Origin of the sequence: Streptomyces sp. SDT5-1, from assembly GCF_052245995.1 — a bacterium.
Taxonomy (GTDB): Bacteria; Actinomycetota; Actinomycetes; order Streptomycetales; family Streptomycetaceae; genus Streptomyces.
The window spans coordinates 1,325,156-1,347,290 of the sequence record NZ_CM125963.1; the positions used below are offsets into that span (position 1 = coordinate 1,325,156).

21 protein-coding genes and 1 pseudogene are annotated in these 22,135 nt (G+C 72.4%); 10 read left to right on the top strand and 12 right to left on the bottom strand.

Annotation, left to right across the window (positions count from 1 at the left end):
- Positions 1 to 169 precede the first annotated feature (169 nt).
- Positions 170 to 1,294: a PLP-dependent cysteine synthase family protein gene (locus tag ACTWJ8_RS06265; protein ID WP_443264823.1), complete on the bottom strand. Its 1,125-nt coding sequence runs from the start codon at positions 1,292 to 1,294 to the stop codon at positions 170 to 172.
- A gap of 348 nt (positions 1,295 to 1,642) precedes the next feature.
- Between ACTWJ8_RS06265 and ACTWJ8_RS06270 the strand changes: the two genes are divergently transcribed.
- Positions 1,643 to 1,957: a hypothetical protein gene (locus ACTWJ8_RS06270; RefSeq protein WP_356381512.1), complete on the top strand. Its 315-nt coding sequence runs from the start codon at positions 1,643 to 1,645 to the stop codon at positions 1,955 to 1,957.
- A 239-nt stretch (positions 1,958 to 2,196) separates the two neighbouring features.
- On the top strand, positions 2,197 to 2,709 hold the full coding sequence (locus tag ACTWJ8_RS06275; protein WP_356381514.1) for an ATP-binding protein: 513 nt from the start codon (positions 2,197 to 2,199) through the stop codon (positions 2,707 to 2,709).
- A gap of 29 nt (positions 2,710 to 2,738) precedes the next feature.
- On the opposite strand, the gene ACTWJ8_RS06280 is transcribed toward ACTWJ8_RS06275, so the two are convergent.
- Genes ACTWJ8_RS06280 through ACTWJ8_RS06290 form a run of 3 tightly spaced genes read right to left on the bottom strand, consistent with a single transcriptional unit; the run spans position 2,739 to position 6,378 of the window.
- A complete protein-coding gene (locus ACTWJ8_RS06280) occupies positions 2,739 to 5,300 on the bottom strand; it encodes an ABC transporter permease (RefSeq protein ID WP_443263234.1) in 2,562 nt (853 codons plus the stop codon).
- A complete protein-coding gene (locus tag ACTWJ8_RS06285; protein WP_356381519.1) occupies positions 5,297 to 6,076 on the bottom strand; it encodes an ABC transporter ATP-binding protein in 780 nt (259 codons plus the stop codon). Before ACTWJ8_RS06285 ends, ACTWJ8_RS06280 begins: the two co-directional genes overlap by 4 nt.
- Positions 6,073 to 6,378 carry an SHOCT domain-containing protein gene (locus ACTWJ8_RS06290; RefSeq protein WP_356381670.1) on the bottom strand — a complete coding sequence of 102 codons (306 nt, stop codon included), beginning with the start codon at positions 6,376 to 6,378 and terminating at the stop codon, positions 6,073 to 6,075. Before ACTWJ8_RS06290 ends, ACTWJ8_RS06285 begins: the two co-directional genes overlap by 4 nt.
- Positions 6,379 to 6,639: 261 nt before the next feature.
- Here ACTWJ8_RS06290 and ACTWJ8_RS06295 point away from each other — a divergent pair, with 261 nt between their 5' ends.
- From ACTWJ8_RS06295 to ACTWJ8_RS06305, 3 genes are all read left to right on the top strand, one after another.
- Complete coding sequence (locus ACTWJ8_RS06295) at positions 6,640 to 7,320, top strand: DUF998 domain-containing protein (RefSeq protein ID WP_443263235.1); 681 nt, start codon at positions 6,640 to 6,642, stop codon at positions 7,318 to 7,320.
- A gap of 9 nt (positions 7,321 to 7,329) precedes the next feature.
- A complete protein-coding gene (locus tag ACTWJ8_RS06300) occupies positions 7,330 to 7,926 on the top strand; it encodes a TetR/AcrR family transcriptional regulator (RefSeq protein ID WP_356381523.1) in 597 nt (198 codons plus the stop codon).
- 106 nt (positions 7,927 to 8,032) lie between these two features.
- Entirely contained in the window at positions 8,033 to 9,208 is a 1,176-nt protein-coding gene (locus ACTWJ8_RS06305) for an MFS transporter (RefSeq protein WP_443263236.1), read from the top strand.
- On the opposite strand, the gene ACTWJ8_RS06310 is transcribed toward ACTWJ8_RS06305, so the two are convergent.
- The 3 genes from ACTWJ8_RS06310 to ACTWJ8_RS06320 are packed head-to-tail and all read right to left on the bottom strand — an operon-like array spanning position 9,198 to position 12,077.
- Positions 9,198 to 10,457, bottom strand: coding sequence for an ROK family protein (locus tag ACTWJ8_RS06310; RefSeq protein ID WP_356381529.1), 1,260 nt, complete (start codon positions 10,455 to 10,457; stop codon positions 9,198 to 9,200). The genes ACTWJ8_RS06305 and ACTWJ8_RS06310 overlap by 11 nt on opposite strands.
- Before the next feature lie 25 nt (positions 10,458 to 10,482).
- Complete coding sequence (locus ACTWJ8_RS06315) at positions 10,483 to 11,169, bottom strand: alpha-ketoglutarate-dependent dioxygenase AlkB family protein (protein WP_443263237.1); 687 nt, start codon at positions 11,167 to 11,169, stop codon at positions 10,483 to 10,485.
- A 38-nt stretch (positions 11,170 to 11,207) separates the two neighbouring features.
- Positions 11,208 to 12,077, bottom strand: coding sequence for a polysaccharide deacetylase family protein (locus ACTWJ8_RS06320; RefSeq protein ID WP_356381535.1), 870 nt, complete (start codon positions 12,075 to 12,077; stop codon positions 11,208 to 11,210).
- A gap of 197 nt (positions 12,078 to 12,274) precedes the next feature.
- Here ACTWJ8_RS06320 and ACTWJ8_RS06325 point away from each other — a divergent pair, with 197 nt between their 5' ends.
- Entirely contained in the window at positions 12,275 to 14,002 is a 1,728-nt protein-coding gene (locus ACTWJ8_RS06325; protein WP_443263238.1) for a putative glycoside hydrolase, read from the top strand.
- 15 nt (positions 14,003 to 14,017) lie between these two features.
- On the opposite strand, the gene ACTWJ8_RS06330 is transcribed toward ACTWJ8_RS06325, so the two are convergent.
- Both ACTWJ8_RS06330 and ACTWJ8_RS06335 read right to left on the bottom strand, forming a co-directional pair.
- The gene (locus tag ACTWJ8_RS06330) at positions 14,018 to 14,869 is read right to left on the bottom strand and encodes a class II fructose-bisphosphate aldolase (protein WP_443263239.1); all 852 of its coding nucleotides are present in this window, start codon (positions 14,867 to 14,869) and stop codon (positions 14,018 to 14,020) included.
- 34 nt (positions 14,870 to 14,903) lie between these two features.
- Entirely contained in the window at positions 14,904 to 15,806 is a 903-nt protein-coding gene (locus ACTWJ8_RS06335; protein ID WP_356381543.1) for an SIS domain-containing protein, read from the bottom strand.
- Between the two features lie 146 nt (positions 15,807 to 15,952).
- Between ACTWJ8_RS06335 and ACTWJ8_RS06340 the strand changes: the two genes are divergently transcribed.
- The 3 genes from ACTWJ8_RS06340 to ACTWJ8_RS06350 all read left to right on the top strand — a co-directional run bounded on the left by ACTWJ8_RS06340 (position 15,953) and on the right by ACTWJ8_RS06350 (position 18,807).
- Positions 15,953 to 16,732: a DeoR/GlpR family DNA-binding transcription regulator gene (locus ACTWJ8_RS06340; protein WP_356381546.1), complete on the top strand. Its 780-nt coding sequence runs from the start codon at positions 15,953 to 15,955 to the stop codon at positions 16,730 to 16,732.
- A gap of 76 nt (positions 16,733 to 16,808) precedes the next feature.
- Positions 16,809 to 18,020 carry an MFS transporter gene (locus ACTWJ8_RS06345; protein WP_443263240.1) on the top strand — a complete coding sequence of 404 codons (1,212 nt, stop codon included), beginning with the start codon at positions 16,809 to 16,811 and terminating at the stop codon, positions 18,018 to 18,020.
- Between the two features lie 46 nt (positions 18,021 to 18,066).
- Positions 18,067 to 18,807: a maleylpyruvate isomerase family mycothiol-dependent enzyme gene (locus tag ACTWJ8_RS06350; protein ID WP_443263241.1), complete on the top strand. Its 741-nt coding sequence runs from the start codon at positions 18,067 to 18,069 to the stop codon at positions 18,805 to 18,807.
- A gap of 28 nt (positions 18,808 to 18,835) precedes the next feature.
- Here ACTWJ8_RS06350 and ACTWJ8_RS06355 read toward each other — a convergent pair whose 3' ends face one another.
- The 3 genes and pseudogenes from ACTWJ8_RS06355 to ACTWJ8_RS06365 all read right to left on the bottom strand — a co-directional run bounded on the left by ACTWJ8_RS06355 (position 18,836) and on the right by ACTWJ8_RS06365 (position 21,537).
- On the bottom strand, positions 18,836 to 19,501 hold the full coding sequence (locus tag ACTWJ8_RS06355; protein ID WP_443263242.1) for a response regulator: 666 nt from the start codon (positions 19,499 to 19,501) through the stop codon (positions 18,836 to 18,838).
- Positions 19,498 to 20,733: pseudogene (locus tag ACTWJ8_RS06360) on the bottom strand (sensor histidine kinase). The gene ACTWJ8_RS06355 and the pseudogene ACTWJ8_RS06360 overlap by 4 nt, the downstream one beginning before the upstream one ends.
- A gap of 78 nt (positions 20,734 to 20,811) precedes the next feature.
- Positions 20,812 to 21,537, bottom strand: coding sequence for a TetR/AcrR family transcriptional regulator (locus tag ACTWJ8_RS06365; RefSeq protein WP_356381557.1), 726 nt, complete (start codon positions 21,535 to 21,537; stop codon positions 20,812 to 20,814).
- A 145-nt stretch (positions 21,538 to 21,682) separates the two neighbouring features.
- Here ACTWJ8_RS06365 and ACTWJ8_RS06370 point away from each other — a divergent pair, with 145 nt between their 5' ends.
- The gene (locus ACTWJ8_RS06370; RefSeq protein WP_356381560.1) at positions 21,683 to 22,135 is read left to right on the top strand and encodes a nitroreductase family deazaflavin-dependent oxidoreductase; all 453 of its coding nucleotides are present in this window, start codon (positions 21,683 to 21,685) and stop codon (positions 22,133 to 22,135) included.

Sequence of the window (22,135 nt, forward strand, 5' to 3'; positions counted from 1 at the left end):
CGTTTTTCGTTCCCCCGACCCGCCCCCTTCCCGGAGGGTGCGCTGCGCGCCACGGGGGTGACGTCTCGGAGCTCTGCCCCGGACCCCGCTCCTCCATCGCCGGAGGGGCTTGCCGGAGGGGCTTGAATGCCACAGGAGCAGCGCTGCCATGTCGCCGTCAGCGGGCTGATCAGGCAGGCCACTCCCCCGTCTCCAGCAGCCTCGCGATGGTCTGCGCGTACGGGGCGATGTCCAGGCCCTGGGTCGCCAGCCACTCGTCCGAGTAGTACTTGTCCAGGTAGCGGTCGCCCGGGTCGCAGATGAGGGTGACGACGCTGCCGGTGCGGCCCTCCGCCACCATTTCCGCGACGATCTTGAGGGCGCTCCACAGACCCGTACCGGTCGAGCCGCCCGCGCGGCGGCCGATGGCGGACTCCAGGGCGCGGACCGCCGCGACGCTCGCCGCGTCGGGGACCTTCATCATGCGGTCGATGGCGCCCGGCACGAAGCTCGGCTCCATGCGGGGGCGGCCGATGCCCTCGATGCGGGAGCCGCAGTCGCTCGTGGCGTCGGGGTTGTCCGTCGTCCAGCCTTCGAAGAAGCAGGAGTTCTCGGGGTCCGCGACGCAGATGCGGGTGTCGTGCTGCATGTAGTGGACGTAGCGGGCGAGCGTGGCCGATGTGCCGCCGGTGCCGGCGGTGGCGACGATCCAGGCGGGCTCGGGGTAGCGCTCCAGGGCGAGTTGGCGATAGATCGATTCGGCGATGTTGTTGTTGCCGCGCCAGTCCGTGGCCCGCTCCGCGTACGTGAACTGGTCCATGTAGTGGCCGCCGGTGCGGGACGCGAGGGCCGCGGACTCCGCGTACATGGTGCGGGGGTCGTCCACGAAGTGGCACTGGCCGCCGTGGAATTCGATCAGTCGGCACTTCTCGGCGCTGGTCGTACGCGGCATCACCGCGATGAAGGGCACGCCGATCAGCTTCGCGAAGTAGGCCTCCGAGACGGCGGTGGACCCGCTGGACGCCTCGATGACCGTGCGTCCCGGCCGGATCCAGCCATTGCACAGGCCGTAGAGGAAGAGCGAGCGGGCCAGGCGGTGCTTGAGGCTGCCCGTGGGGTGCGTCGACTCGTCCTTGAGGTAGAGGTCGATGCCCCACTGCTCGGGGAGCGGGAAGAGCAGCAGGTGCGTGTCGGCGGAGCGGTTGTTGTCCGCCTGCACCTTGCGCACCGCCTCTTTGAGCCACTCACGGTAGCCGGGGTCGGTGTGATCGACGTCCAGCGTCGGCAGGGGCCCCGACGGCACACCCTCGGCCATGATCCTGCCCTCTTCCGTGGTGCTCACCGCGTGGCTCCTTCACGTCGTGCCCGGGTGTCGTTCCGGGCGCCGGTCCGGGGCGAAGACGGCGGCCGGACACCTCGATCATAAGCACCTTGCGCACGCTTCTCACCTGCATAAATGCATCTTTGAGCGCCTCAAAGGCACGCCTGGGAGGAGACGGGAACACGCGTCCGGAGCACGAAGGAGGCGCGAGAATACGCGTGCGAGGGGGCGCACGTTCAAGCTGCCCCCAATGCTTCACAGCACGTCCACATGCGTACTGGTGTTCCTGGCCAGGTGCGTGCAGACTGCACCGCACACACGCACTCGAGGGGGCGAATCGGCATGGCGGAGCCGGAGTTCACGGCGACGGGCGTGCGCATCGGCAGAGGCCTGCGGTCCCTGACCCGGGCGGGACAGGTCAGGATCGCGGGCGGCAGGCTCGAGCTGCTGACCAGCTACGGCAGCGAGATCGACAGCGCCCCCCTGGGTGAAGTGCGGGCGGGCAGGCCCTGGTTCGGCTCCGACGACCGGGCGACGGCCGATGTGGACGGGCGGCGCTATCTGCTGCGCCTCGGCGCGCAGGGCGGCGACGCGGGACCGCCCACGGCCCGCCGCTTCATCGAGGCCGTACGCGCCGCGGCCTCGCGCACCGGTTAGCACAGGACAGCCACGCGGCAGCGCCCGACAGGGACCCGCATCGACAGCGGAGAGTCGCCGAAGTTGCACGCCAACGCCCCCTGGGTCAGGCTGGTCACACATCACTACTCAGGGTTTACCGGCGATAACGCTGCGAACCAGCCCGCCGGACACGGAGCGGGCAGTCCTGTCACAGCGCGGTCGCACCGCTCGATCCGATTCTCGTCTTCTTCCGGACTCAACTTCGGGGAGTCGCAGCCGTGATCAGCCAGCCGAACAGGCATTGCACGGTGGAGCTCCAAGCCCTGCCGTCGCGGATAGGTCAGGTCCGCAGAATCGTATCGGCGCAGTTGCGCTACTGGCATCTCGATCCGTTGATCGAGCTCGCCGCGCTCGGGGTCACCGAGCTTCTGACGAACGTCCACCGGCACGCCGAGCCGGACAAGCTCTGCACCGTGGAGATCGAGCTGCTCAGCGGCACGCTCACGGTCTCGGTGCACGACCACGACCCGAGGCTCCCCGAGGTCAGGGACGCCGACGCCCTCGCCACCTGCGGCCGCGGCCTCGCGATGATCGCCGCGATGTGCGAGAGCTGGGGCGTGCGCCCGGACGGCAAGGACGGCAAGGTCGTCTGGTTCGCCCTGCCTGCCCCCGCCGCCACCATGGCCATCGCGCCGTACCCGGTGTACGCGAAGAAGCCCGCGCGCCGCGCCGAGTCCCACGAGCGCCGGATGCCCACCCATGCTCCCGCCCGGTCGGCCGTCGCAGGCTGACCGGGCGGTGATCCCCGTACGTACGCGGTTCACTCGGTGGCGATGGCCCGCAGCACGTCGAGGCGGGCCGCCCTGCGCGCGGGGCGCAGTCCGGCGAGCGCGCCCGCGGCGAGTCCGACGAGCGCCACGACCACCAGCTGGAGCGGCGGCAGCGCGAACGCGAAGGCGCTGTCGCTCGCCCCGTCCGAGGCCTTCACCAGGACCCAGCCGAGGAAGCCGCCGAGCACGAGACCGCCCGCGGTGCCGAACGCGTCGACGAGCACCGACTCCCAGCGGACCATGGCCCGCAGCTGCCCGCGCGTCTGGCCGACGGCGCGCAGCAGGCCCAGCTCCCTGGTGCGTTCGTGCACCGCGAGGGTGAGCGTGTTGGCGATGCCGAGCAGGGCGATGACGACGGCCAGGGCGAGCAGCGCGTAGACGAGCGTGAGCATCATGTCGATGCCGGACGCCGAGGACTGCGCGTAGTCGTCGCGGGTCTGCACCTCCGGATTGCCGTACGCCGCCGCGACCTTCTCGACCGCCTTCGTGCCGTCGGCCGTGGAGACGCCGTCCTTGAAGGTGACGGAGACGAGCGTGTCGGCGTCCTGCGTGCGGTGCGGGGCCCAGGCCTCGCGGGAGATCACGTAGTCGCCCGCCAGTTCGGACTGGCCGTAGACGGCGCGGACCGTGAACGTCTCCTTCTGGCCGTCCGTGAAGGCGAGCCGGGCCGTGTCGCCGACCTTCAGGTGCTGCTTGTCGGCTTCGGCGCGGGTGATCGCGATGCCGCGCGTCCCGAGGTCGTCCATCGTGCCGCTGACCGTGCCGAGGTCGAAGGACGTGGCGAGCGCGGCCGGGTCGGTGACGGTCAGGGCGCGGCCCTCGCCGTCGACCGTGGCGACGCCCCGGCCGAGGCCGACCGCCGTCGCCACCTCGGGACGCTCGGCGATCGCGGGCGCGAGCTTCGGGCTGAGGCCGCTGCCGCCCGCGCCGAACGACGGGGTGGAGACGGCGACGTCGCCCGCGAAGGAACGGTTCACGGTCTGGTCCATGGTCGCCTTCAGGGAGGCCCCGAAGACGGTGAACAGGGAGACCACCGCGACGCCGATCATCAGGGCGCTCGCCGTGGCGGCGGTGCGCTTCGGGCTGCGCAGGGCGTTGCGCCGCGCGAGCCCGCCGGTGACGCCGCGCAGCCGGTCGAGGGGCGCGCCCAGGGCCCGTACGGCGGAGGTGGACGCGACCGGGCCGAGCACCACGAACGACGCGAGGACCAGGACGGCGCCGATGCCCGCGAGGGTGATCGACGGGGCGGCGAGGACGCCGGCGAGGGACGTCGCGACGGCCGCCGCGCCGAGCACCCCGCCGATGAGCGCGCGGCGCCGCGAGGCACCGGAGTCGTCGACGGCGCTCTCCCGCAGCGCGGCGAGCGGCGCGGTGCGTCCGGCGCGCAGGGCGGGCAGCAGGGCCGAGCCGAGACACACCACGATCCCCACCGCCAGTGGCAGCAGCATGGACAGCGGGCCGATCACCAGATCGCCCTCCGGGAACGGGAATCCGATCGCGGGGAACAGCGCCTGGAGTCCGGACGCGATGCCGATGCCGCCCGCGAGCCCGGCGACCGACGCCGCCACGGCGACCGCGGCAGCCTCGACGAGCGTCGCCGCCGTGACCTGGCGGCGGTCCGCGCCGAGCGCACGCAGCAGCGCGTTCTCGCGGGTGCGCTGGGCGACGACGATGGCGAACGTGTTGTGGATGGAGAAGGTCGCGACGAGCAGCGCGACACCCGAGAAGACCAGCAGGAACGTGGTGAAGAGGCTGAGGAACTGGCCGGAGATCATGTCGGTGTTCTCCTGCGCCGACGCCTCACCGGTGATCGCCTCGACGCTCTTGGGCAGATGACTGCTCAGCGTGTCGACGAGTTCCCGCTGATCGACGCCGGGCCCCGCCCTCACCTGGATAGTGGACGCCTCACCCGGCTTCGGGGTGAGGTACTTCTCGGCGTCGGCGCGGGTCATGCCGGTGAAGGTGGTCTGCGCCATGCCGTCCTCGCCGCCGAAGGTGGCCAGGCCCACGATGGTGACCTTCACGGGGTCGGGCGTGCGCAGTGTCGTGGTGTCACCCACCTTCAGGTCGCCGGTCTTCGCGGCGCCGCGGTTGACGACGACCTCGCCGCTCTTGGCCGGGGTGCGGCCTTCGGCGAGCTGGTACGCGTTGAGCTCCGGGTCGTCGATCCAGTTCCCGGCGAGGGTGGGCGGGCCCTGGCCTCCGATGGGCTTGCCGTCGGCGCCGACGAGTTGGCCCGCGCCCTGGATGTTCGGCGCGGCGGCGGCGACGCCGGGGACCTTCGCCAGGTCGTCGGCGAGCTTCGCGGGGACCGGGCTGCGGGTGCCCTGGCTCTCGCCGGGCGTGGTGATGACGTCGCGGGAGCGTACGACGGCATCGGTGCCGCTGCTGGCGCCTGCGAACATCGAGTCGAAGCTCGCGCGCAGGGTGTCGCCCATGACGAGGGTGCCGGTGAGGAACGCGACGCCGAGCAGGACGGCGGTGAACGTTCCGGCGAAGCGGCGCTTGTGGGCGCGCAGGGAGGTGAGGCTGAGGCGGACGGAGGCGTTCATGACGGGCCGCCTTCCTGGGTGCGTGGTCCGTCGAACGCCTTCATCCGGTCGAGGACGCGGTCGGCGGTGGGCCGTTCCATGCGGTCGACGAGGCGGCCGTCGGCGAGGAAGACGACCTCGTCGGCGTGGGCGGCGGCGACCGGGTCGTGGGTGACCATGACGACGGTGCGGTGGGCCTGGCGTGCGGTGTCGCCGAGGAGGCGGAGGACCTCGCCGCCGGAGCGGGAGTCGAGGTTTCCGGTGGGTTCGTCGGCGAAGACCACGTCGGGCCGGCCGGCGAACGCGCGTGCCACGGCGACGCGTTGCTGCTGTCCGCCGGAGAGTTCGGCGGGCCGGTGGTGCAGCCGGTCGCGCAGTCCGACGACGTCGACGAGCGCGTCGAGCCACTCGGGGTCGGGGCGTTCGCCCGCGAGGTCGATCGGGAGCGTGATGTTCTCGGCGACGCTGAGCGTGGGCACCAGGTTGAACGCCTGGAACACGAAGCCCACACGGTCGCGCCGCAGCAGGGTGAGCCGGCGGTCGTCCAGGGCGCCGAGGTCGGTGTCGCCGATGTACGCGGCGCCTTCGGTGAGGGTGTCGAGCCCGGCCGCGCAGTGCATCAGCGTCGACTTGCCCGAGCCGGAGGGTCCCATGATCGCGGTGAACCGTCCGGCCCGGAAGCCGACGCTCACGCCGTCGAGGGCGCGGACGGCGGTGTCACCGGAGCCGTACACCTTGACGGCGTTCTCGACGCGCGCGGCGAGCGCGGTGGGGGTGAGCGTCGCGGCGGTGCTCATGACGCCCCGCCCTTGGTCCTGCCGTCGGCGGCGTAGTGCCCGAACTCCTCGTTCAGGACCGTCAGTCGGCGCCAGTACTCGTCCTCGTCGATCTCACCGGCGGCGAACCGGCGGCCGAGCACGGCGATCGGCGAGTGCTCGTCGACGCGCGGTCCCGGCCTCCAGGGTCCGCGCCGGCCGCGCCACACCGTGCGGCGCAGCAGGGTGATGACACCGACGACGACGGCCGCCCAGATCAGCGGGAAGAACAGAATCCAGGGGCCCGGTCCTTCGCCGGGCCCGAACGCGGCGAGTGTCTGCATCTCACTCATCTCCTGTGGGTGGGTGGCGCCCGTCCGGTGTGTCGGGCGTCCGCTTGTGGTGATGTCTCGAGCGTCGCTCCGCAAAGGGGTCGAAGTCGTCGTACGACCAGCGGCACCCGACATACCTCCGCGGGAGTACGTGACGGGGTCCGGCCTGCTCCTCGCACCCGCTTCACGCGGGTCGGTGTCAGGGTTCGGGTCAGGGTCGGCTCCGGGGCGACCCCGATGGTGCGGTGCCTTTCGGCGCCGGAGGATCGGCCCGTGACCACACCGAGACGAGACACCTTCCGCCACCTCCTCGCCCCCGCCGTCTGGGCGGTCGTCGTGCTGTCCGTGGGCGCGGCGCTGCTGTCACCCCGGGACACCGACCCCGGCCTCGACCCGCTCTCCCTCACGGTCAGCGACTTCGCGGCGCTCGACCGCGGCGGCCCGATCGAGACGGCGATGGCCTCCCTCGGCCTGATCTCCCTGCTGCTCCTGGCGGTGGCCCGCCGCCGTCTCCCGGCGTTCCGTGGCCTTCCGTCCGTACTGCTCGCGGTGTGGGGCACGGGACTCGTCCTGGCCGCGGTGGTCCCGACGGACCCCCTGACCACGACCCTGACCGGCTCGGCCTACGTCCACCGCTACGCCTCCGTCGCGGCGTTCGCGGCCCTCCCCCCGGCGTGCCTCCTCCTGTCCCACCGCCTCACACCGACCGCACCCCGCACGGCCCTCTGGCTGCGCCTCCTGTCCTGGACTGCCCTCCTGGGCGCCGCGCTGATGGCCTACTCGGCGGGCCCGGGCGACCGCGAGCTGATCGGCCTGGTGGAACGGGTGCTGCTGGGGTGCGAGGTGGTGATGGTGGGGGTGCTGGGGAGGTATGTGCAGGGCCGCATCCGGCGCGACGAGGCCACGCCGCGCGGCCAGGAAGCCGGTATTGCACTGGCCGTTCCAAAACGTTAGCGTGCTCCCATGGCCCGACCGAGAAAGTTCGACGAGGAGCGGGCCCTGGACGCGGCCATGCACGCCTTCTGGGAGAACGGCTACGAAGCCACCTCCACCCAGGACCTGTGCGAGGCCACCGGCCTGGGTCGCAGCAGCATCTACAACACGTTCGCCAGCAAGCACGACCTGTTCACGCGCTCACTGACCCGGTACATCGAGCGCATGACGGCGAACCAGATGGCGATCCTGGAGGACACCGAGCGGTCACCGCTCGACCGGCTCCGCGCGTTCTTCGCCATGACGGTCGACACCGAGGCCGCCACCCGCAAGGACGGGCACAGTCGGGGATGCCTCACCGTGAACACCACCGTCGAACTCGCGGGCCGTGACCCCGAGTCCGCGCGCCTCGTCGAGCGGGATCTGGACATCCGGCTCGCGGCCCTGCGCGCCGTGATCGCGGCAGGACAGAAGGACGGTTCGATCACGTCGAAGCGCCCGCCCGCGGAACTGGCGCGCTTCCTCAACACCGTCGTGGGCGGGATGCGCGTCTCCGGACAGGGCGGCGCCGACCGCGCCACCCTGGAGGCCACGGCCCGCGTCACTCTGGACGCCCTCACCGGCTGACACCCACTGCACCACCCGCTCCGCCGCGTCCACGCATGGCCGCGTTTTGTACTGACCAATCCAAAACAGCAATCCGTACGTTCCCGTACGTACCGAGAGGACACCCATGCCACGCGCCGTATACGTCCTGGCCCTCGGCATCTTCGCCATGGTCACCAGCGAGTTCGTCGTCGCCGGTCTGATGCCGCAGATGGCGGACGGCCTCGACGCGACCGTTCCCCAGGTCGGATATCTGATCACCGCGTTCGCCGCCGCCATGGCGCTCGGCGGCCCGTTCCTGACCGTCGCACTTCTGAAGGTGCCTCAGAAGCGGGCACTCATGGTGCTGTTCGCCGTGTTCCTCGTCGGGAACGTGCTGGCCGCGACCGCGTCCACGTACGCCGTCATGCTCGCGGCGCGGATCGTCACCGGGGTCGCGTCGCAGGCCTTCTTCGGGATCGGGCTCGCCCTGTGCGCGCGGCTCACCCGCCCCGAAGTGCGCGGCCGTGCCGTCTCCGTGGCGCTCAACGGGCTGATGCTCGGCACGCTGCTCGGACTTCCGCTGGCCACGTTCGTCGGCGACCGGTTCGGCTGGCGCGCCGCGTTCTGGGTGATCTCGGGGATCGCGGTGCTCGCCGCCGGGGCCACGCTCGCCGGCGTGCCGGATGTCCCGAAGGGCGAGGACACCGGCCGACTGCGGGACGAGTTCGGGGTGTTCAGGTCGGCGCGGCTGTGGTTCACGCTGTCGACCAGCACGCTCGTCATCGGCGCGACGTTCGCCGCGTTCAGCTATCTGGGCCCGATCCTCACAGAGGTCTCCGGCTTCGGCGCGGGCGCCGTACCGCTGCTCCTGGTCGCCTACGGTGCCGCGACCGTCATCGGCAACACGGTGACGGGGCGGCTCGCCGACCGGCACACCCTGACCGTGCTGCTCGCCGGCCTCGGCCTCAACTCCCTCTTCCTGCTCGGATTCGCGCTGTTCGCGCAGCTCAGTGCCGTGGCCGTGGTGTGCATGCTCGGCATCGGTCTGGTGGGTGTCACCATGAACCCGGCGATGGTGGTCCGCGTGCAGCGCAGGGGGAACGCGGGCGCGCTGGTGAACACCGTGCACTCGTCGTTCATCACGCTCGGCATCGTCGTCGCCACGTCGGTGGGCGGTGTGGTCATCGACGCGTACGGGCTGCGGGCGCCGCTCTGGGTCGGCCTCGCGCTCGCCCTCGCCGGGATCGCCTCGCTCGTACCGGACCTGACGCCACGTAAGAAGCAGCCAGTCGCCCCGCAGCCCGTCGAGGTCAGCCTGTAGTCAGGGCCGCCAGAGGGTCGTCGAGGACGGGTTGCCAGGCGAGTTCGGCTGCGCCCACCAGGCTGTTGTGGTCGAGGGTCGAGGCCAGGATGGGGACTCCGCCGCTGCGGCCCCACAGGCTGCGGTCGGCGACCACGGCGCGGAGGCGTTCGGGGTCGGCGTCCAGGAGGGTGCGGTGCAGGCCGCCGAGGACGATGCGGTCCGGGTTGAGGATGTTGACCAGGCCCGCGAGGCCCAGGCCGAGGCGGTCGATGAGCAGGGCCGTCGCGGTCCGTACGTCCGGGTCGTCCTTGGCCTCGGCGAGGAGTCCGCGGGCCTGGGACAGGAGCGAGCCGCCGGGGTCCGGGGTGCGGCCCGCCGCCGTGAGGAAGGCGAGCGGGTCGGCCTCGACGTCGAGGCAGCCGCGGCTTCCGCAGTGGCAGGGCCGCCCCTCGGGGTTCACCGCGAGGTGCCCGACCTCCAGGGCGAGGCCCGAACTGCCGGTGTGGAGGTGGCCGTCGAGGACGAGGGCGCCGCCCACGCCCCGGTGGCCCGTCGCCACCAGGAGCAGGTCGCGCGCCCCGCGTCCCGCGCCGTGCCGGTGCTCGGCGAGGGCGCCCAGGTTCACGTCGTTGGCCGCGAAGGCCGGGATGTCGAGGCCCGCCTCCCGTACGCAGTCGGTGAAGATCTGCCGCACCGGGGCGCCCACCGGCCACGCGAGGTGCAGCGGGTTGAGGGCGGTGCCCTCGGGTTCGGCGACGGCGGAGGGCACGGCGAGGCCCGCGCCGACGCAGCGCCTGCCCGTGGACTCCAGCAGGCGCACGCCCGCCTCCACCACGGAGCGCAGCACGTCCGCCGGGTCGGGGTCGATGATCTCGCAGCCCGGCGTGGTGGCGACGATCACGCCGCCGAGGCCGACGAGCGCCGCCCGGTAGCCGTCGGCGTGCACCTGCGCGGCGAGCGCGACCGGGCCGTCGTCGGCGACCGAAAGGCGGTGCGACGGCCGTCCCTGGGAGCCGGACGCGGCGCTCGGCTTGGCGTCGATGCGGATGAGGCCGAGCGCCTCCAGCTCCGCGGCGACGGCACCCGCGGTCGCCCGGGTCACCCCGAGCTCCGCGGTGAGCACGGCGCGGGTCGGCGCGCGCCCGGTGTGGACGAGTTCGAGCGCGGGACCGAGCGCGCTGCGGCCCCGCTCCAGACGCGGTGGCCGCCCGGCCGTGTCGCCCGCCGTGTGCCCCCCGGTCCCGGAGGCCGCCCTGCCGCCGCCCATCAGCAACTCCTCGCCCTGATCACGCTCAGGAATGGTAGCCGCTCACCGCCCCCGCGGCCGATCCGCGCCCGAGCCCGCCGACCCGCAGCGTGATGTTGAGCCGCCCCTTCAGGCCGAGCCCGCGCGGCGCCGTCCCCGGCTCGGTCCTCGGCACACCGTGGTACGCGAACCGTGACTCCCCGCCGAACACGAACAGGTCGCCGCTGCGCAGTTCGACGTCGGTGTACGGCTTCGTACGTGTCTCGGTGTTGCCGAACCGGAAGACACAGGTGTCACCGAGGCTGAGCGACACCACCGGGGCCGACGACTTCTCGTCGCGGTCCTTGTGCATGCCCATGTGGGCACCGGCGTCGTAGAAGTTGATCAGGGCGATGTCGTACGGCTCGACAGCGCGCCCCTCCCCGTACGCCGCCGTGACCGCCCGCCGGCCGAGCGCCACCAGCTCGTCCGGCATCGGCTTCACGTCCGCCCCGTCACCGTCGACGGCCGTGCGCGCGTACCCGTACGGGAACCAGTGCCAGCCGAGGCCGAACTGCCGCACGCTCATCGTGCCGCCGCCCGGCAGCCGCACCTCGCGCAGTCCCGCGGGCGGGCGCGCCCAGGTGCGGCACAGCTCGACCAGGTGCCGCTGCTCCTCCGCGTCGAGCCAGTCGGGGACGTGGACGGCGCCGGGGGCGACCTCCGTGCGCTCGCGGCCGAACAGTTCGTTCATGCCTCCAGTGTTGCCGAAGGCAAGCCGTGGGACCTGGCTCAGTACGGCCTGAGGCCGTCCGTCCCCTTCGCCGGGCGCGCCGTCGTGTCCTTCGGGTACGAGACGTGGTCGGGGTCACCGTCGGACGTGTAGCGGGCGAGTTTCCCGGACGCCAACTGGTCGAGCCAGTGCGCGGAGCTGTAGTTCGCGTCCTTGCCCTTCGCGGGGGCCGAGCGGACGCGCGGGATCGCGGCCGGGTCGAAAGCGTCGTCGTACGGGGAGGGCGCCGGGTTGGCGCCGACGAGGTAGACACCACGGTTGTCGTACGTCGTGCCGGACGCGCTGCCCTTCAGAGCGAGGTCCGCGGGCTCGGGCTGGATGCCGTACGGGAGAGCGAGGGAGCGGACGGCCGTGCCGGGGACGTCGCGGACGATGTTGCGCTGTCCCGCGGCGATCTGGGCGCGGGCCTTCGCGGGGCCGCTCTGCTCGAGGTTCGCGTGGTCGAGGGTGTGGTTGCCGATCTCGAAACCGTTCTTCTTCAGCCAGGTCAGGGCCTTCTTCTGACCGGTCGCCGCGAAGGCGTCACCGTTCACGAAAAGAGTGGCGCGGGCCTTGAAGCGGGGGTGTTCGCGGGCGACGTCGCGCAGCACACCGACCGCGCAGTCGTCGGTGGGCCGCCCGTCCGCGTCGAGGCGGAGCTGGCTGTCGGTGGAGTCGTCGAAGGTGAGGACGACGGGGTGGGTACCTGCCGGGATGTCGATCCGGCCGGTCTCGTAGTCGGCGGCGGTCACGGGCACGTAGTCCTCGCGGACGAGGCGTTCCAGTTCGGCGCGCAGCTCCTTGGGTGTCCGGTCGTAGGCGCTCTTCGGGTGCTCGAGGATCTGGTGGTACATGAGCACGGGCACCGCGCCGAGTTCATTGGCGCGCACCTTTTCGGGCGCCGGAGGTTTGGCCGGTTTCGCCGCCCCCGAGGGGTGTCCCGGCGTCGGGGAACGGGAATCCTGCCGGTCACCGGCGGAGTCCGGGGACCTGTCCCCCGCTTCTCGCGCATCGCTCCCGGTACCGCCGCAGGAGACGACGGCGAACGCAAGGACCAGCGCGGGCACGACAGTTGCGCCGGCCCGCCGTGGACGGCGAAGACGAAGACGGTGAAGACCACGACGCACGAGACCTCCTGGAGGATCTGCTGATGCGGCTCGACTGGAAGAACTGGCTCCGCTCCCCCACCTCCCGCTCGTCCGGTTCCACTTCCGATCCCGCCGCCAGTACTTCCCCAGCGGGCTTCCCGCGCAGAAGGCCCGTCATCCTCATCGGCGTGCTGCTCGCACTGGTTCTCGCCACAGGCGGCACACTCTCCCTACGCTCCGCACATGACACCGCCCTGAACGTCGTGGGCCTGCCGAGTGACGGAAAGCTGGGCGCATCCCTCGTGCGCTCGGGAACGTTCGAGGTCACGGGCGCGGAGGGCGACCAGCTCAAGGGCACCGAAGTCACCCTCGACGAAAGGCCGTTGCGGACGAGGGCGGTGCGTGCGGGCACCCTCTCCGTCGACCTCGGTGACATCAAGGACGGCCACCACGAGCTGCGTGTCACCCACCCCGGTTCCTGGCCCGGCGGTGACACCGAGGTCGTCCGAAAACTCACGGTCGACACCGAGGCACCACACCTGAAGGTGTCCGACACCAAGGCGGGCGGCTTCCACCGCCCCGTCACCGTCCGGGGCACGGCGGACGGCGCGCGGCGGATATCCGTCGCGGGCCGCACGGCGAAGCCCGCGAAGGACGGGGCGTTCGCGGTCCGGCTGCCGCGCCCACCGGGCCGTACGACGGTCACCGCGACGGACGCCGCGGGCAACACCACCAGGCGCGACGCCGAACTCACGGTGCACCGGCCGCTGTTGAAGGCGGTGCACGTCAGCGCCCAGGGCTGGGCGTCCGACGCGCTGCGCGGCCCGGTCATGAAGATGCTGAAGCAGAAGAAGATCAACGCCGTGCAGCTCGACATCAAGGACGAGCTCGGCGAGATCGGCTACGACTCGAAGGTGCCGCTGGCGAAGAGCGTGGGCGCGGCCAAGGGCTACTACGACGCGAAGAAGGCCATCAAGGAGATCCACGCGGCGGGTGGCACCGTCGTCGGCCGCATCGTGGCCTTCCGTGACCCGATCCTGGCCACCAAGTCATGGAAGTCGGGCCACCGCGACCGCGTGGTGCGCACCCCCGGCGGCGGCGCCTACAACGGCGGCAGCTATGGCGAGCTGTCCTTCACCAACTTCGCGAACAAGGAGGTGCGGCGGTACAACATCGACCTCGCCGCGGAGGCCGCGAGGCTCGGCTTCGACGACATCCTCTACGACTACATCCGCCGCCCCGACGGCCCGATGGCGAAGATGTCCTTCCCCGGTCTCGGTGACACCACCCCGGAGCAGTCGATCGCCGATGTCGTCGGCGAGACCCGCGCGGCCGTCCGCAAGCACGACGCGTTCCTCGGTGTCTCGGTGTTCGGCATCGCCGTCGACCGCCCGAAGGAGATCGCCCAGGACATCGGCCTGCTGGCCCAGGAGGCCGACTACATCGCGCCCATGATCTACCCCTCGCACTGGGCGAAGGGCGAGTACGGGGTGTCCGACCCGAACGCGCACCCGTACCCGATCACCAAGCGTTCCCTGGCGGCGTTCGCGCAGCAGACCCGCCCCACGGACGCACAGATCGTCCCGTGGATCCAGGACTTCTCCCTGGGGGTCTCCTACGGCGACAAGGAGGTCCGCGCCCAGCTCGACGCGGCCCGCTCCGACGGCATCGACGGCTTCCTGCTGTGGAACCCGGGGGTGCGGTATCACGCGGGGGCACTGGACTGAGGCCCGCAGAGTCGTTCAGCCGCGCACCACCCCGATGAGCTCGGTCACCGTACGGGCCATGGCCTCGCGGGCGACGCCCAGGTATTTGCGGGAGTCGACCGCCTCGGGGTGGGCCGTGAGGAACTCGCGGATGGCGGTGGTCATCGCGATGTTGAGGGCCGTGCCCACGTTGACCTTGGCGATGCCGCCGCGGACGGCCGCCGCCAGCTCGTCGTCGGGCACCCCCGACGAACCGTGCAGCACCAGCGGTACGTCGAGGTCGTCGGCGAGCCGCTTGAGCAGGTCGTGGTCGAGGGCCGCCGTGCGGGTCGTCATGGCGTGCGAGGAGCCGACCGCGACGGCGAGCGCGTCGACGCCCGTGTCGGTGACGTAGGCACGGGCCTCGCCGGGATCGGTGCGGGCGCCCGGCGCGTGCGCGTCCAGGGGCGCGGCCCCGTCCTTGCCGCCGACCTGCCCCAACTCGGCCTCCACCCACAGCCCGTTGGCGTGCCCCCAGTCGGCGGCTGCGCGGGTCGCGGCGAGATTCTCGTCGTAGGGCAGGCGCGCGGCGTCGTACATCACCGACCCGAACCCGGCGTCCGCGGCCTGCCGCAGCAGGTCGTCGCTCTGTACGTGGTCCAGGTGCAGTCCTAGGTCGACGCGGGCCGCATCGGCGGCGGCCACCGCGGCGCGGGCCAGCGGCTGGAGCCGGCCGTAGCGGTAGCGGACGGCGTTCTCGCTGATCTGGAGGACGACGGGGGCGTCGGCCGCCTCGGCGCCCGCGACGACCGCCTCGATGTGTTCGAGGGTGATCACGTTGAACGCCGCGACGGCGCCGCGCCGGGCCGCCGCCGCGCCCACGAGGGTCCCTGTTGCTGCGAGGGGCACGGCCCCTCCCTTCTCGAATCCTGGTGCGGGGCGGTCAGTTGGCGTCGAGGATCACCGAGCGGGTGAGGTGGCGGGGGCGGTCCGGGTCGAGTTCGCGGCGCGCGGCGACGGCGACCGCGAGGCGCTGGGCGCGGACGAGTTCGGCCAGCGGGTCGAGGCGGCCCTCGATCCAGAGCGCGCCGGTCCCGGCGACCTGCTCGGCCAGTCCTTCGGGTGCCTCGCCGAGCATCCACGTGGCGGTTCCGGACGTGGTGACGCTGATGGGGCCGTGCCGGTACTCCATCGCCGGGTACGCCTCGGTCCACGACAGGGAGGCCTCGCGCATCTTCAGCGCCGCCTCGTTCGCGAGGCCGACCGTCCAGCCGCGGCCGAGGAACGTGAACTGGCCGCAGTCGACGAGCCCTTCGGGCAGCGGTTCGACGAGCGCGGTGCGCGCGTCGGCGACCGCCTGCTCGGGGTGCAGGCCCAGGTGGGCGCGGAGCAGGGTGAGGGCGGTGGTGGCGAACCGGGTCTGGACGACCGACTGCTCGTCGGCGAAGTCGAGGACGACCAGATCGTCGGCGGCGTCGGCGATCGGCGTGGCCGGGTCGCCGGTGATCGCGGTCGTGCGGGACCTGCCGCGGTGCGCGGCGAGCAGGTCGAGCACCTCCGTGGTGGTGCCGGACCGCGTCAGCGCGATCACGTGGTCGTAGGACCGGCCGGAGGGGAACTCCGACGCGGCGAAGGCGTCGGTCTCGCCCTGGCCGGCCTGCTCGCGCAGTGCGGCGGCGGCCTGCGCCATGAACCACGAGGTGCCGCAGCCGACGATCGCGACCCGCTCCCCCGCGGCCGGCAGCGCCGCCTTGTGCCGGGGCGCCAGGTCGACGGCCCGCGTCCAGCACTCCGGCTGGCTGCTCAGTTCGTTCTCGACGTGGCTTTCCTTGTGGACGTTGCTCATGCCGTGCCCCCACTCCGCGTAGTTCCAGCACCCAGCCGCGCTGCGTATTCCTGCAAGATATAGCGAGCTTTCGCGCATTATCAAGCATTCGTGCGCACGGCGGTTAGGGTCGTGGCACCGAACCGAACGACGAGTTGGAGCCGCCGATGTCCCGCGACGCCCGCTGGAAGTCCCTCCTTGAACTGCTCGTCGAGCGCGGGCGCCTGGACGTGGAGGACGCGGCGAGCGAGCTCGGCGTATCCGCCGCGACCATCCGCCGCGACTTCGACGGGCTCGCCGAGCAGCAGATGCTGGTGCGCACACGCGGCGGCGCGGTCGTGCACGGCGTCAGCTACGAGCTGCCGCTGCGCTACAAGTCCGCGCTCGGCGCCGCCGAGAAGCAGCGCATCGCCAAGGCCGTCGCCGAACTCGTCACGCCCGGCGAGGCGGTCGGCCTCACCGGCGGCACGACCACGACGGAGGTGGCGCGGGCGCTCGCCGTCCGGCCCGAGTTCGCGTCCGGCTCACCGGCCCTGACGATCGTCACGAACGCCCTCAACATCGCCAACGAGCTGGCGGTGCGCCCCCAGTTCAAGATCGTGCTCACGGGCGGGGTGGCGCGCCCGCAATCGTACGAGTTGATCGGCCCGCTCGCCGACGGGGTGCTCGGACAGGTCACGCTCGACACGGCGGTGCTCGGCGTCGTCGGCCTCGACGTCACGCACGGCGCGTCCGCGCACGACGAGGCGGAGGCGGCGATCAACCGCATGCTGTGCGAGCGTGCGGAGCGCGTGGTGGTGGCGGCGGACTCCACGAAGCTCGGCCACCGCGCGTTCGCCCGCATTTGCGACGTGTCCGAGGTGGACGTCCTGGTCACGGACACGGCGGCGGAGAAGTCCCAGTTGGCGCGCTTCGAGGAGGCGGGAGTGCGTGTCGTGACCGTGTGACCCTCCGTCCCGCCCCCCTCCACCCGGCCCCGGAACCCCCTTGTCCGCTCCCCGGGTCCGCTCTACTCTCGACTTTGTGCCGCTATTGAACAAACTCAGGGGCGTCAGCGTCGACGACCCCCGCGCCGCGTCCCTGGCCCGGCTGCGCCTGGCCATCACCGCGTTCTTCGCGCTCGACGGATTCGTGTTCGCCGGGTGGGTGGTGCGGATCCCGGCCGTGAAGGAGCAGACCGGGGCGTCCGCGAGCGCGCTCGGGCTCGCGCTGCTCGGGGTGTCGGCCGGGGCCGTGATCACGATGATGCTGACCGGCCGGCTGTGCCGGCGCTTCGGCTCGCACGCGGTGACGGTGGGGTGCGGCGTGCTGCTCCCGCTCACCGTGATCCTGCCGCCGCTCACCCACTCCCCCGTCGCCCTCGGCCTCGTCCTGCTGGTGTTCGGCGCGGCGTACGGCGGCATCAACGTGGCGATGAACAGCGCCGCCGTGGACCTCGTCGGCGCGCTCGGCAGGCCGATCATGCCGAGCTTCCACGCCGCGTTCAGCCTCGGCGGCATGGTCGGTTCGGGGCTCGGCGGGCTCGTCGCGGCGCACCTGACGCCCACCCAGCACCTGACGGCGATCGCCGCGCTCGGCCTCGTGGTCACCGCGTGCGCCGCCCCGACGCTGCTGCGCCACCCGGCGCCGCGCCCCGCCCACCGCGCACCGGACGAGGCGCACGAGCGCGCCCACCCGCGCATCGACACCCGGACCCGCCTCTTCGTGCTGGTCTTCGGCCTGATCGCGCTGTGCACGGCGTACGGCGAGGGCGCCCTGGCCGACTGGAGCGCGCTGCACATGGAGCAGGACCTCGACGCCCACCCCGGCGTCGCGGCGGCCAGCTACGCGTGCTTCGCGTTCGCCATGACGATCGGCCGGCTCACCGGCACGGCCCTGCTGGAACGCCTCGGAAGGACCCGGACCCTGGTCCTCGGGGGCGCGACCGGCGCGGTCGGGATGCTGCTCGGCTCGCTCGCGCCCTCGGTGTGGCTCGCCCTCGTCGGCTTCGCGATCACGGGGCTCGGCCTGGCGAACCTCTTCCCCGTCGCGATCGAACGCGCGGGGGCGCTCGCGGGGCCGACCGGCGTCGCCGCCGCGTCCACGCTCGGGTACGGCGGCATGCTGCTCGGCCCGCCCGCGATCGGCTTCATGGCGGACTGGTTCTCGCTGCCGGCCGCGCTGACGAGTGTGGCGCTGCTCGCGGCAGTGGCGGCCACGATCGGCTTCGCGACCCGGCGCGTGGCGACGACCTGATCAAAAACCTTGCGTACGCGCACCTGTTCGGCGGCAGACTCTGCACATGCAGATTGCCGAGCACATGCGCAGGGTGGACCACGAGGGCCGGCTGCTGGCCGCCGTCGCCGAGGAGGCGGGCGTCGACGCCAAGGTGTCGACCTGCCCCGGCTGGGAGATCCGCGACCTCCTGCGCCACCAGGGCGCCGTCCACCGCTGGGCCACCGCGTACGTCGCGGAGGGGATACGGAAGCCGCAGCGGATGGAGGACCGTTCCGACCTGGACGGCCAGGCCCTGTTCGACTGGTTCCGCGAGGGCCATCGGCGGCTCGTGGACACCCTGGCGGACGCGCCGGACGACGTGGACTGCTGGACCTTCCTGCCCGCGCCCTCGCCGCTGGCGTTCTGGGCGCGGCGCCAGGCGCACGAGACGACCGTGCACCGGGTGGACGCGGAGTCGGCCCTGTCCCGGATAGGCGGTCACGAACCCACGTCGATCACCCCGGAGTTCGCGGTCGACGGCATCGACGAACTCCTCACCGGCTTCCACGCCCGCGAGCGCAGCCGGGTGCGCTCGGACGTGCCCAGGATCCTGCGCGTACGGGCCGTCGACGCGGACGCGGTGTGGACGGTGCGGATCACGCAGGACCCGCCGGCCGCCGAGCGCGGCGACACGGGTGAGGCGGAGTGCGAGCTGGCCGGGGGCGCGGCGCGCCTCTATCTGGCGCTGTGGAACCGGCTGCCGTTCCCCGAGGTGACGGGCGACCGGGCGCTCGCCGCGCTGTGGCGGGAGCAGTCGGGGGTGTGACTCGGGGGCGACGAGGCGGCGGCCGGGGTCAGCCAAGCCAGCCGGGCCGTACGAGCCCGGACTCGTAGGCGAGGACGACCAGTTGGGCGCGGTCGCGGGCGCCCAGCTTGACCATCGTCCGGCTCACGTGGGTCTTCGCGGTGAGCGGGCTGACGACGAGGCGGCGTGCGATCTCCTCGTTGGACAGGCCGATGCCGACGAGGGCCATCACCTCCCGCTCCCGCTCGGTCAGTTCGGTGAGCGGCGCGGCGGCCTCCGGGGCCTTGGAACGGGCGGCGAACTCGGCGATGAGCCGGCGGGTGACGCCCGGCGAGAGCAGCGCGTCACCGTGCACCACGGCCCGCACGGCGCGCAGCAGTTCGTCCGGCTCCGTGTCCTTGACGAGAAAGCCTGAGGCCCCGGCGCGGATGGCCTCGAAGACGTACTCGTCGAGCTCGAAGGTGGTGAGCATGACCACCTTCACCGCCTCCAGGTCCGCGTCCTCGCCGATCGCGCGGGTCGCCGCGAGGCCGTCGAGCAGCGGCATGCGGATGTCCATGAGCACGACGTCGGGGCGGAGTTCACGCACCAGGCGCACGGCCTCCTCGCCGTCGGCGGCCTCGCCCGCGACCTCGATGTCGCGCTGCGCGTCGAGCAGCGCCCTGAACCCTGCGCGGACGAGCGACTGGTCGTCCGCCAGCAGTACGCGGATCACTTCGGGTCCTCCCGGTTCGTGGCGGTGCGGGGCAGCCGGGCGACGACCCGGAAGCCTCCGTCGTCCCGCGGGCCCGCCTCGATCGTGCCACCGAGGGCGGCGGCGCGCTCGCGCATTCCGGCGAGTCCGTTGCCGCTGCCGCCCGCGTCGGCGCCGGTCGCGGGCCCGTCGTCGTCGACGGTGAGGGTCAACTCGCGCTCCTCGTACGTCAGGTGGACGCGCGCGCGGCGTGACCCCGAGTGGCGCACGACGTTGGTCAGCGCCTCCTGCACGATGCGGAACGCGGCGAGGTCGGCGCCGGGGGCGAGCGCGGCCCGCTCGCCGTCGGTGGTGACGTCGACGGTGAGTCCTGCTCCCGCCGCCTGGTCCACGAGTTCCGGGAGGCGGTCGAGGCCGGGTGCCGGGGTGCGAGGGGCGTCGCCGGGGGTGCGGAGGGTGTCGAGGACCTGTCTGACCTCGCCGAGCGCCTCCTTGCTCGCGGTCTTGATGGTGGTCAGGGCGGTCCTGGCCTGCTCCGGGTCGGTGTCGAGCAGCGCGAGCCCGACGCCCGCCTGCACATTGATCACGGAGATGGAGTGGGCGAGCACGTCGTGCAGTTCGCGGGCGATGCGCAGGCGCTCCTCGTCGGCACGGCGCTTCGCGGCCTTTTCGCGCTCCACGCGCGCGTGCTCCCACTGTTCGCGCCGCACCCGCGCCAGTTCGGCGATCGCCGTGACCGCGAGCACCCAGGCGGCGACGATGCCCTCATCGCCCCACCCTGCGGGCCCGTCGCCGGACGGCGGGAGATACGCGTACAGCCAGTGCCCGATGAGCAGATGCCCCGCCCACAGCACACCGACGGCCGCCCACGCCGCCCACCGGCGGCCCGCCACGATCGCGGAGAAGCAGGCGAGGGCGACGAACAGGAAGACCGGGCCGTACGGCTATCCGGCGCCGAGGTACACGGTGACCAGCACGGCCGTGCCGAACGCGACGGACACCGGGTACCGCTGCCGCCACAGCAGCAGCGCGCCCCCGGCGAGCAGCAGCAGGCGGGCGAACACGTCCAGGTCCGCGCGCTCGCCCGCCTGCCCGTGCGCGGCGAAGTTCGTGCCCACGAGGACGAAGGCGGTGACGAGCAGCGTGGACCGCCACGGCCACCGCCCCGGGGCGCCCCACCGGTCCTGCCGCAGCCACGGCGGCCCGCCCCATGGCCGGGGCGGACCACCGTCACGTACGCGCTGCTCGTCCATGCCGACACGCTAAGCGCCGCGGGCGGCCCCGGGCGTCCGACGTGCGAGGTGATCACACGTACTTCCCCGGGAGTACGGCTACGCGGCGACGCCGACGCTCGCAGCCAGGCGCGCCACCGAGTGCGCGAAGAACGGGGAGCGGTCCTCGACGACCTTGTTGAACTGGCCGAACAGCTCGAAGCCGATGAGCCCGAAGAGCTGCGCCCACGCGGCGACGAGCGCGGCGACCACCTCTGGCGGCAGGTCGGGCGCGAGCTCGGCGGCCATCCGCTCGGCCTCGGGGCGCAGTTCCTCGGACAGCGGGGGCGGGGTCACTCCGCCGCCCTGGTGCGCGTCGCGGACGATCCCGATGAGCAGAAGGCCGACGCGCGCGGCGGCGCGGACGGTGGTGTCCGGAGCGGTGTAGCCGGGCACGGGCGAGCCGTAGATGAGGGCGTACTCGTGGGGGTAGGCGAGCGCCCACTCCCGCACGGCCTCGCACACCGCGGTCCAGCGTTCCAGCGCCGACGACGTGCGGACGAAGCCGGCGTCCGCGTGCTCGGCGGCCACGCCAAGGCCGTCGTACGCGTCGATGATGAGCGCGGTCAGCAGATCGTCGCGGCTGGGGAAGTAGCGGTACAGGGCGGAGGAGACCATGCCCAGCTCGCGGGCGACGGCGCGCAGCGAGAGCTTCGCGGCGCCGTCGTCGGCGAGCTGTCTGCGCGCCTCGTCCTTGATGGCTGCGGTGATCTCCTGCCGGGCGCGGGCGCGCGCTCCTTGCGCGGCACTCGCGTTTCGTGGGGGTGTGCTGCGGCTCGTACTCATGGGTGCAGTGTTCCACGAAAGCGGAGCGCCGCACACATCATGGTGCGCCGCTCAAAAAAGAGAGCACCGCTCTTGCTTTGGATCACGCGACGGGTACACACTGCTCTTAAGCGAGAGCACCGCTCACACTTTCCTGGAGGACCTGATGTCCACATCCACGCACGTCCAGAAGCCCGGCTGGTTCACCGTGAACGTCATGAACCGGACGGTGGCGTGGGTGACCCGCCGGGGTCTCAGCGTGTGGGGCTCCCGCGTCCTCGCCGTCCGGGGCCGCAAGAGCGGCGAGTGGCGCACCACCCCGGTCAACCTCCTGACCGTGGACGGCCAGGAATACCTCGTGGCGCCGCGCGGCCACGTCCAGTGGACCCACAACATGCGGGCCGCGGGCGGCGGCGAGCTGCGCCTGGGCAAGAAGGCCGACGCCTTCACCGCGACCGAGGTCGCCGACGACGACAAGCCGGCCCTGCTGCGCGCCTACCTCAAGCGCTGGAAGGCGGAGGTCGGCGTGTTCTTCAACGGAGTGGGGCCCGACTCCACCGACGACGAACTGCGCCGGATCGCGCCGGACCACCCGGTCTTCCGCATCACGTTCAAGTGA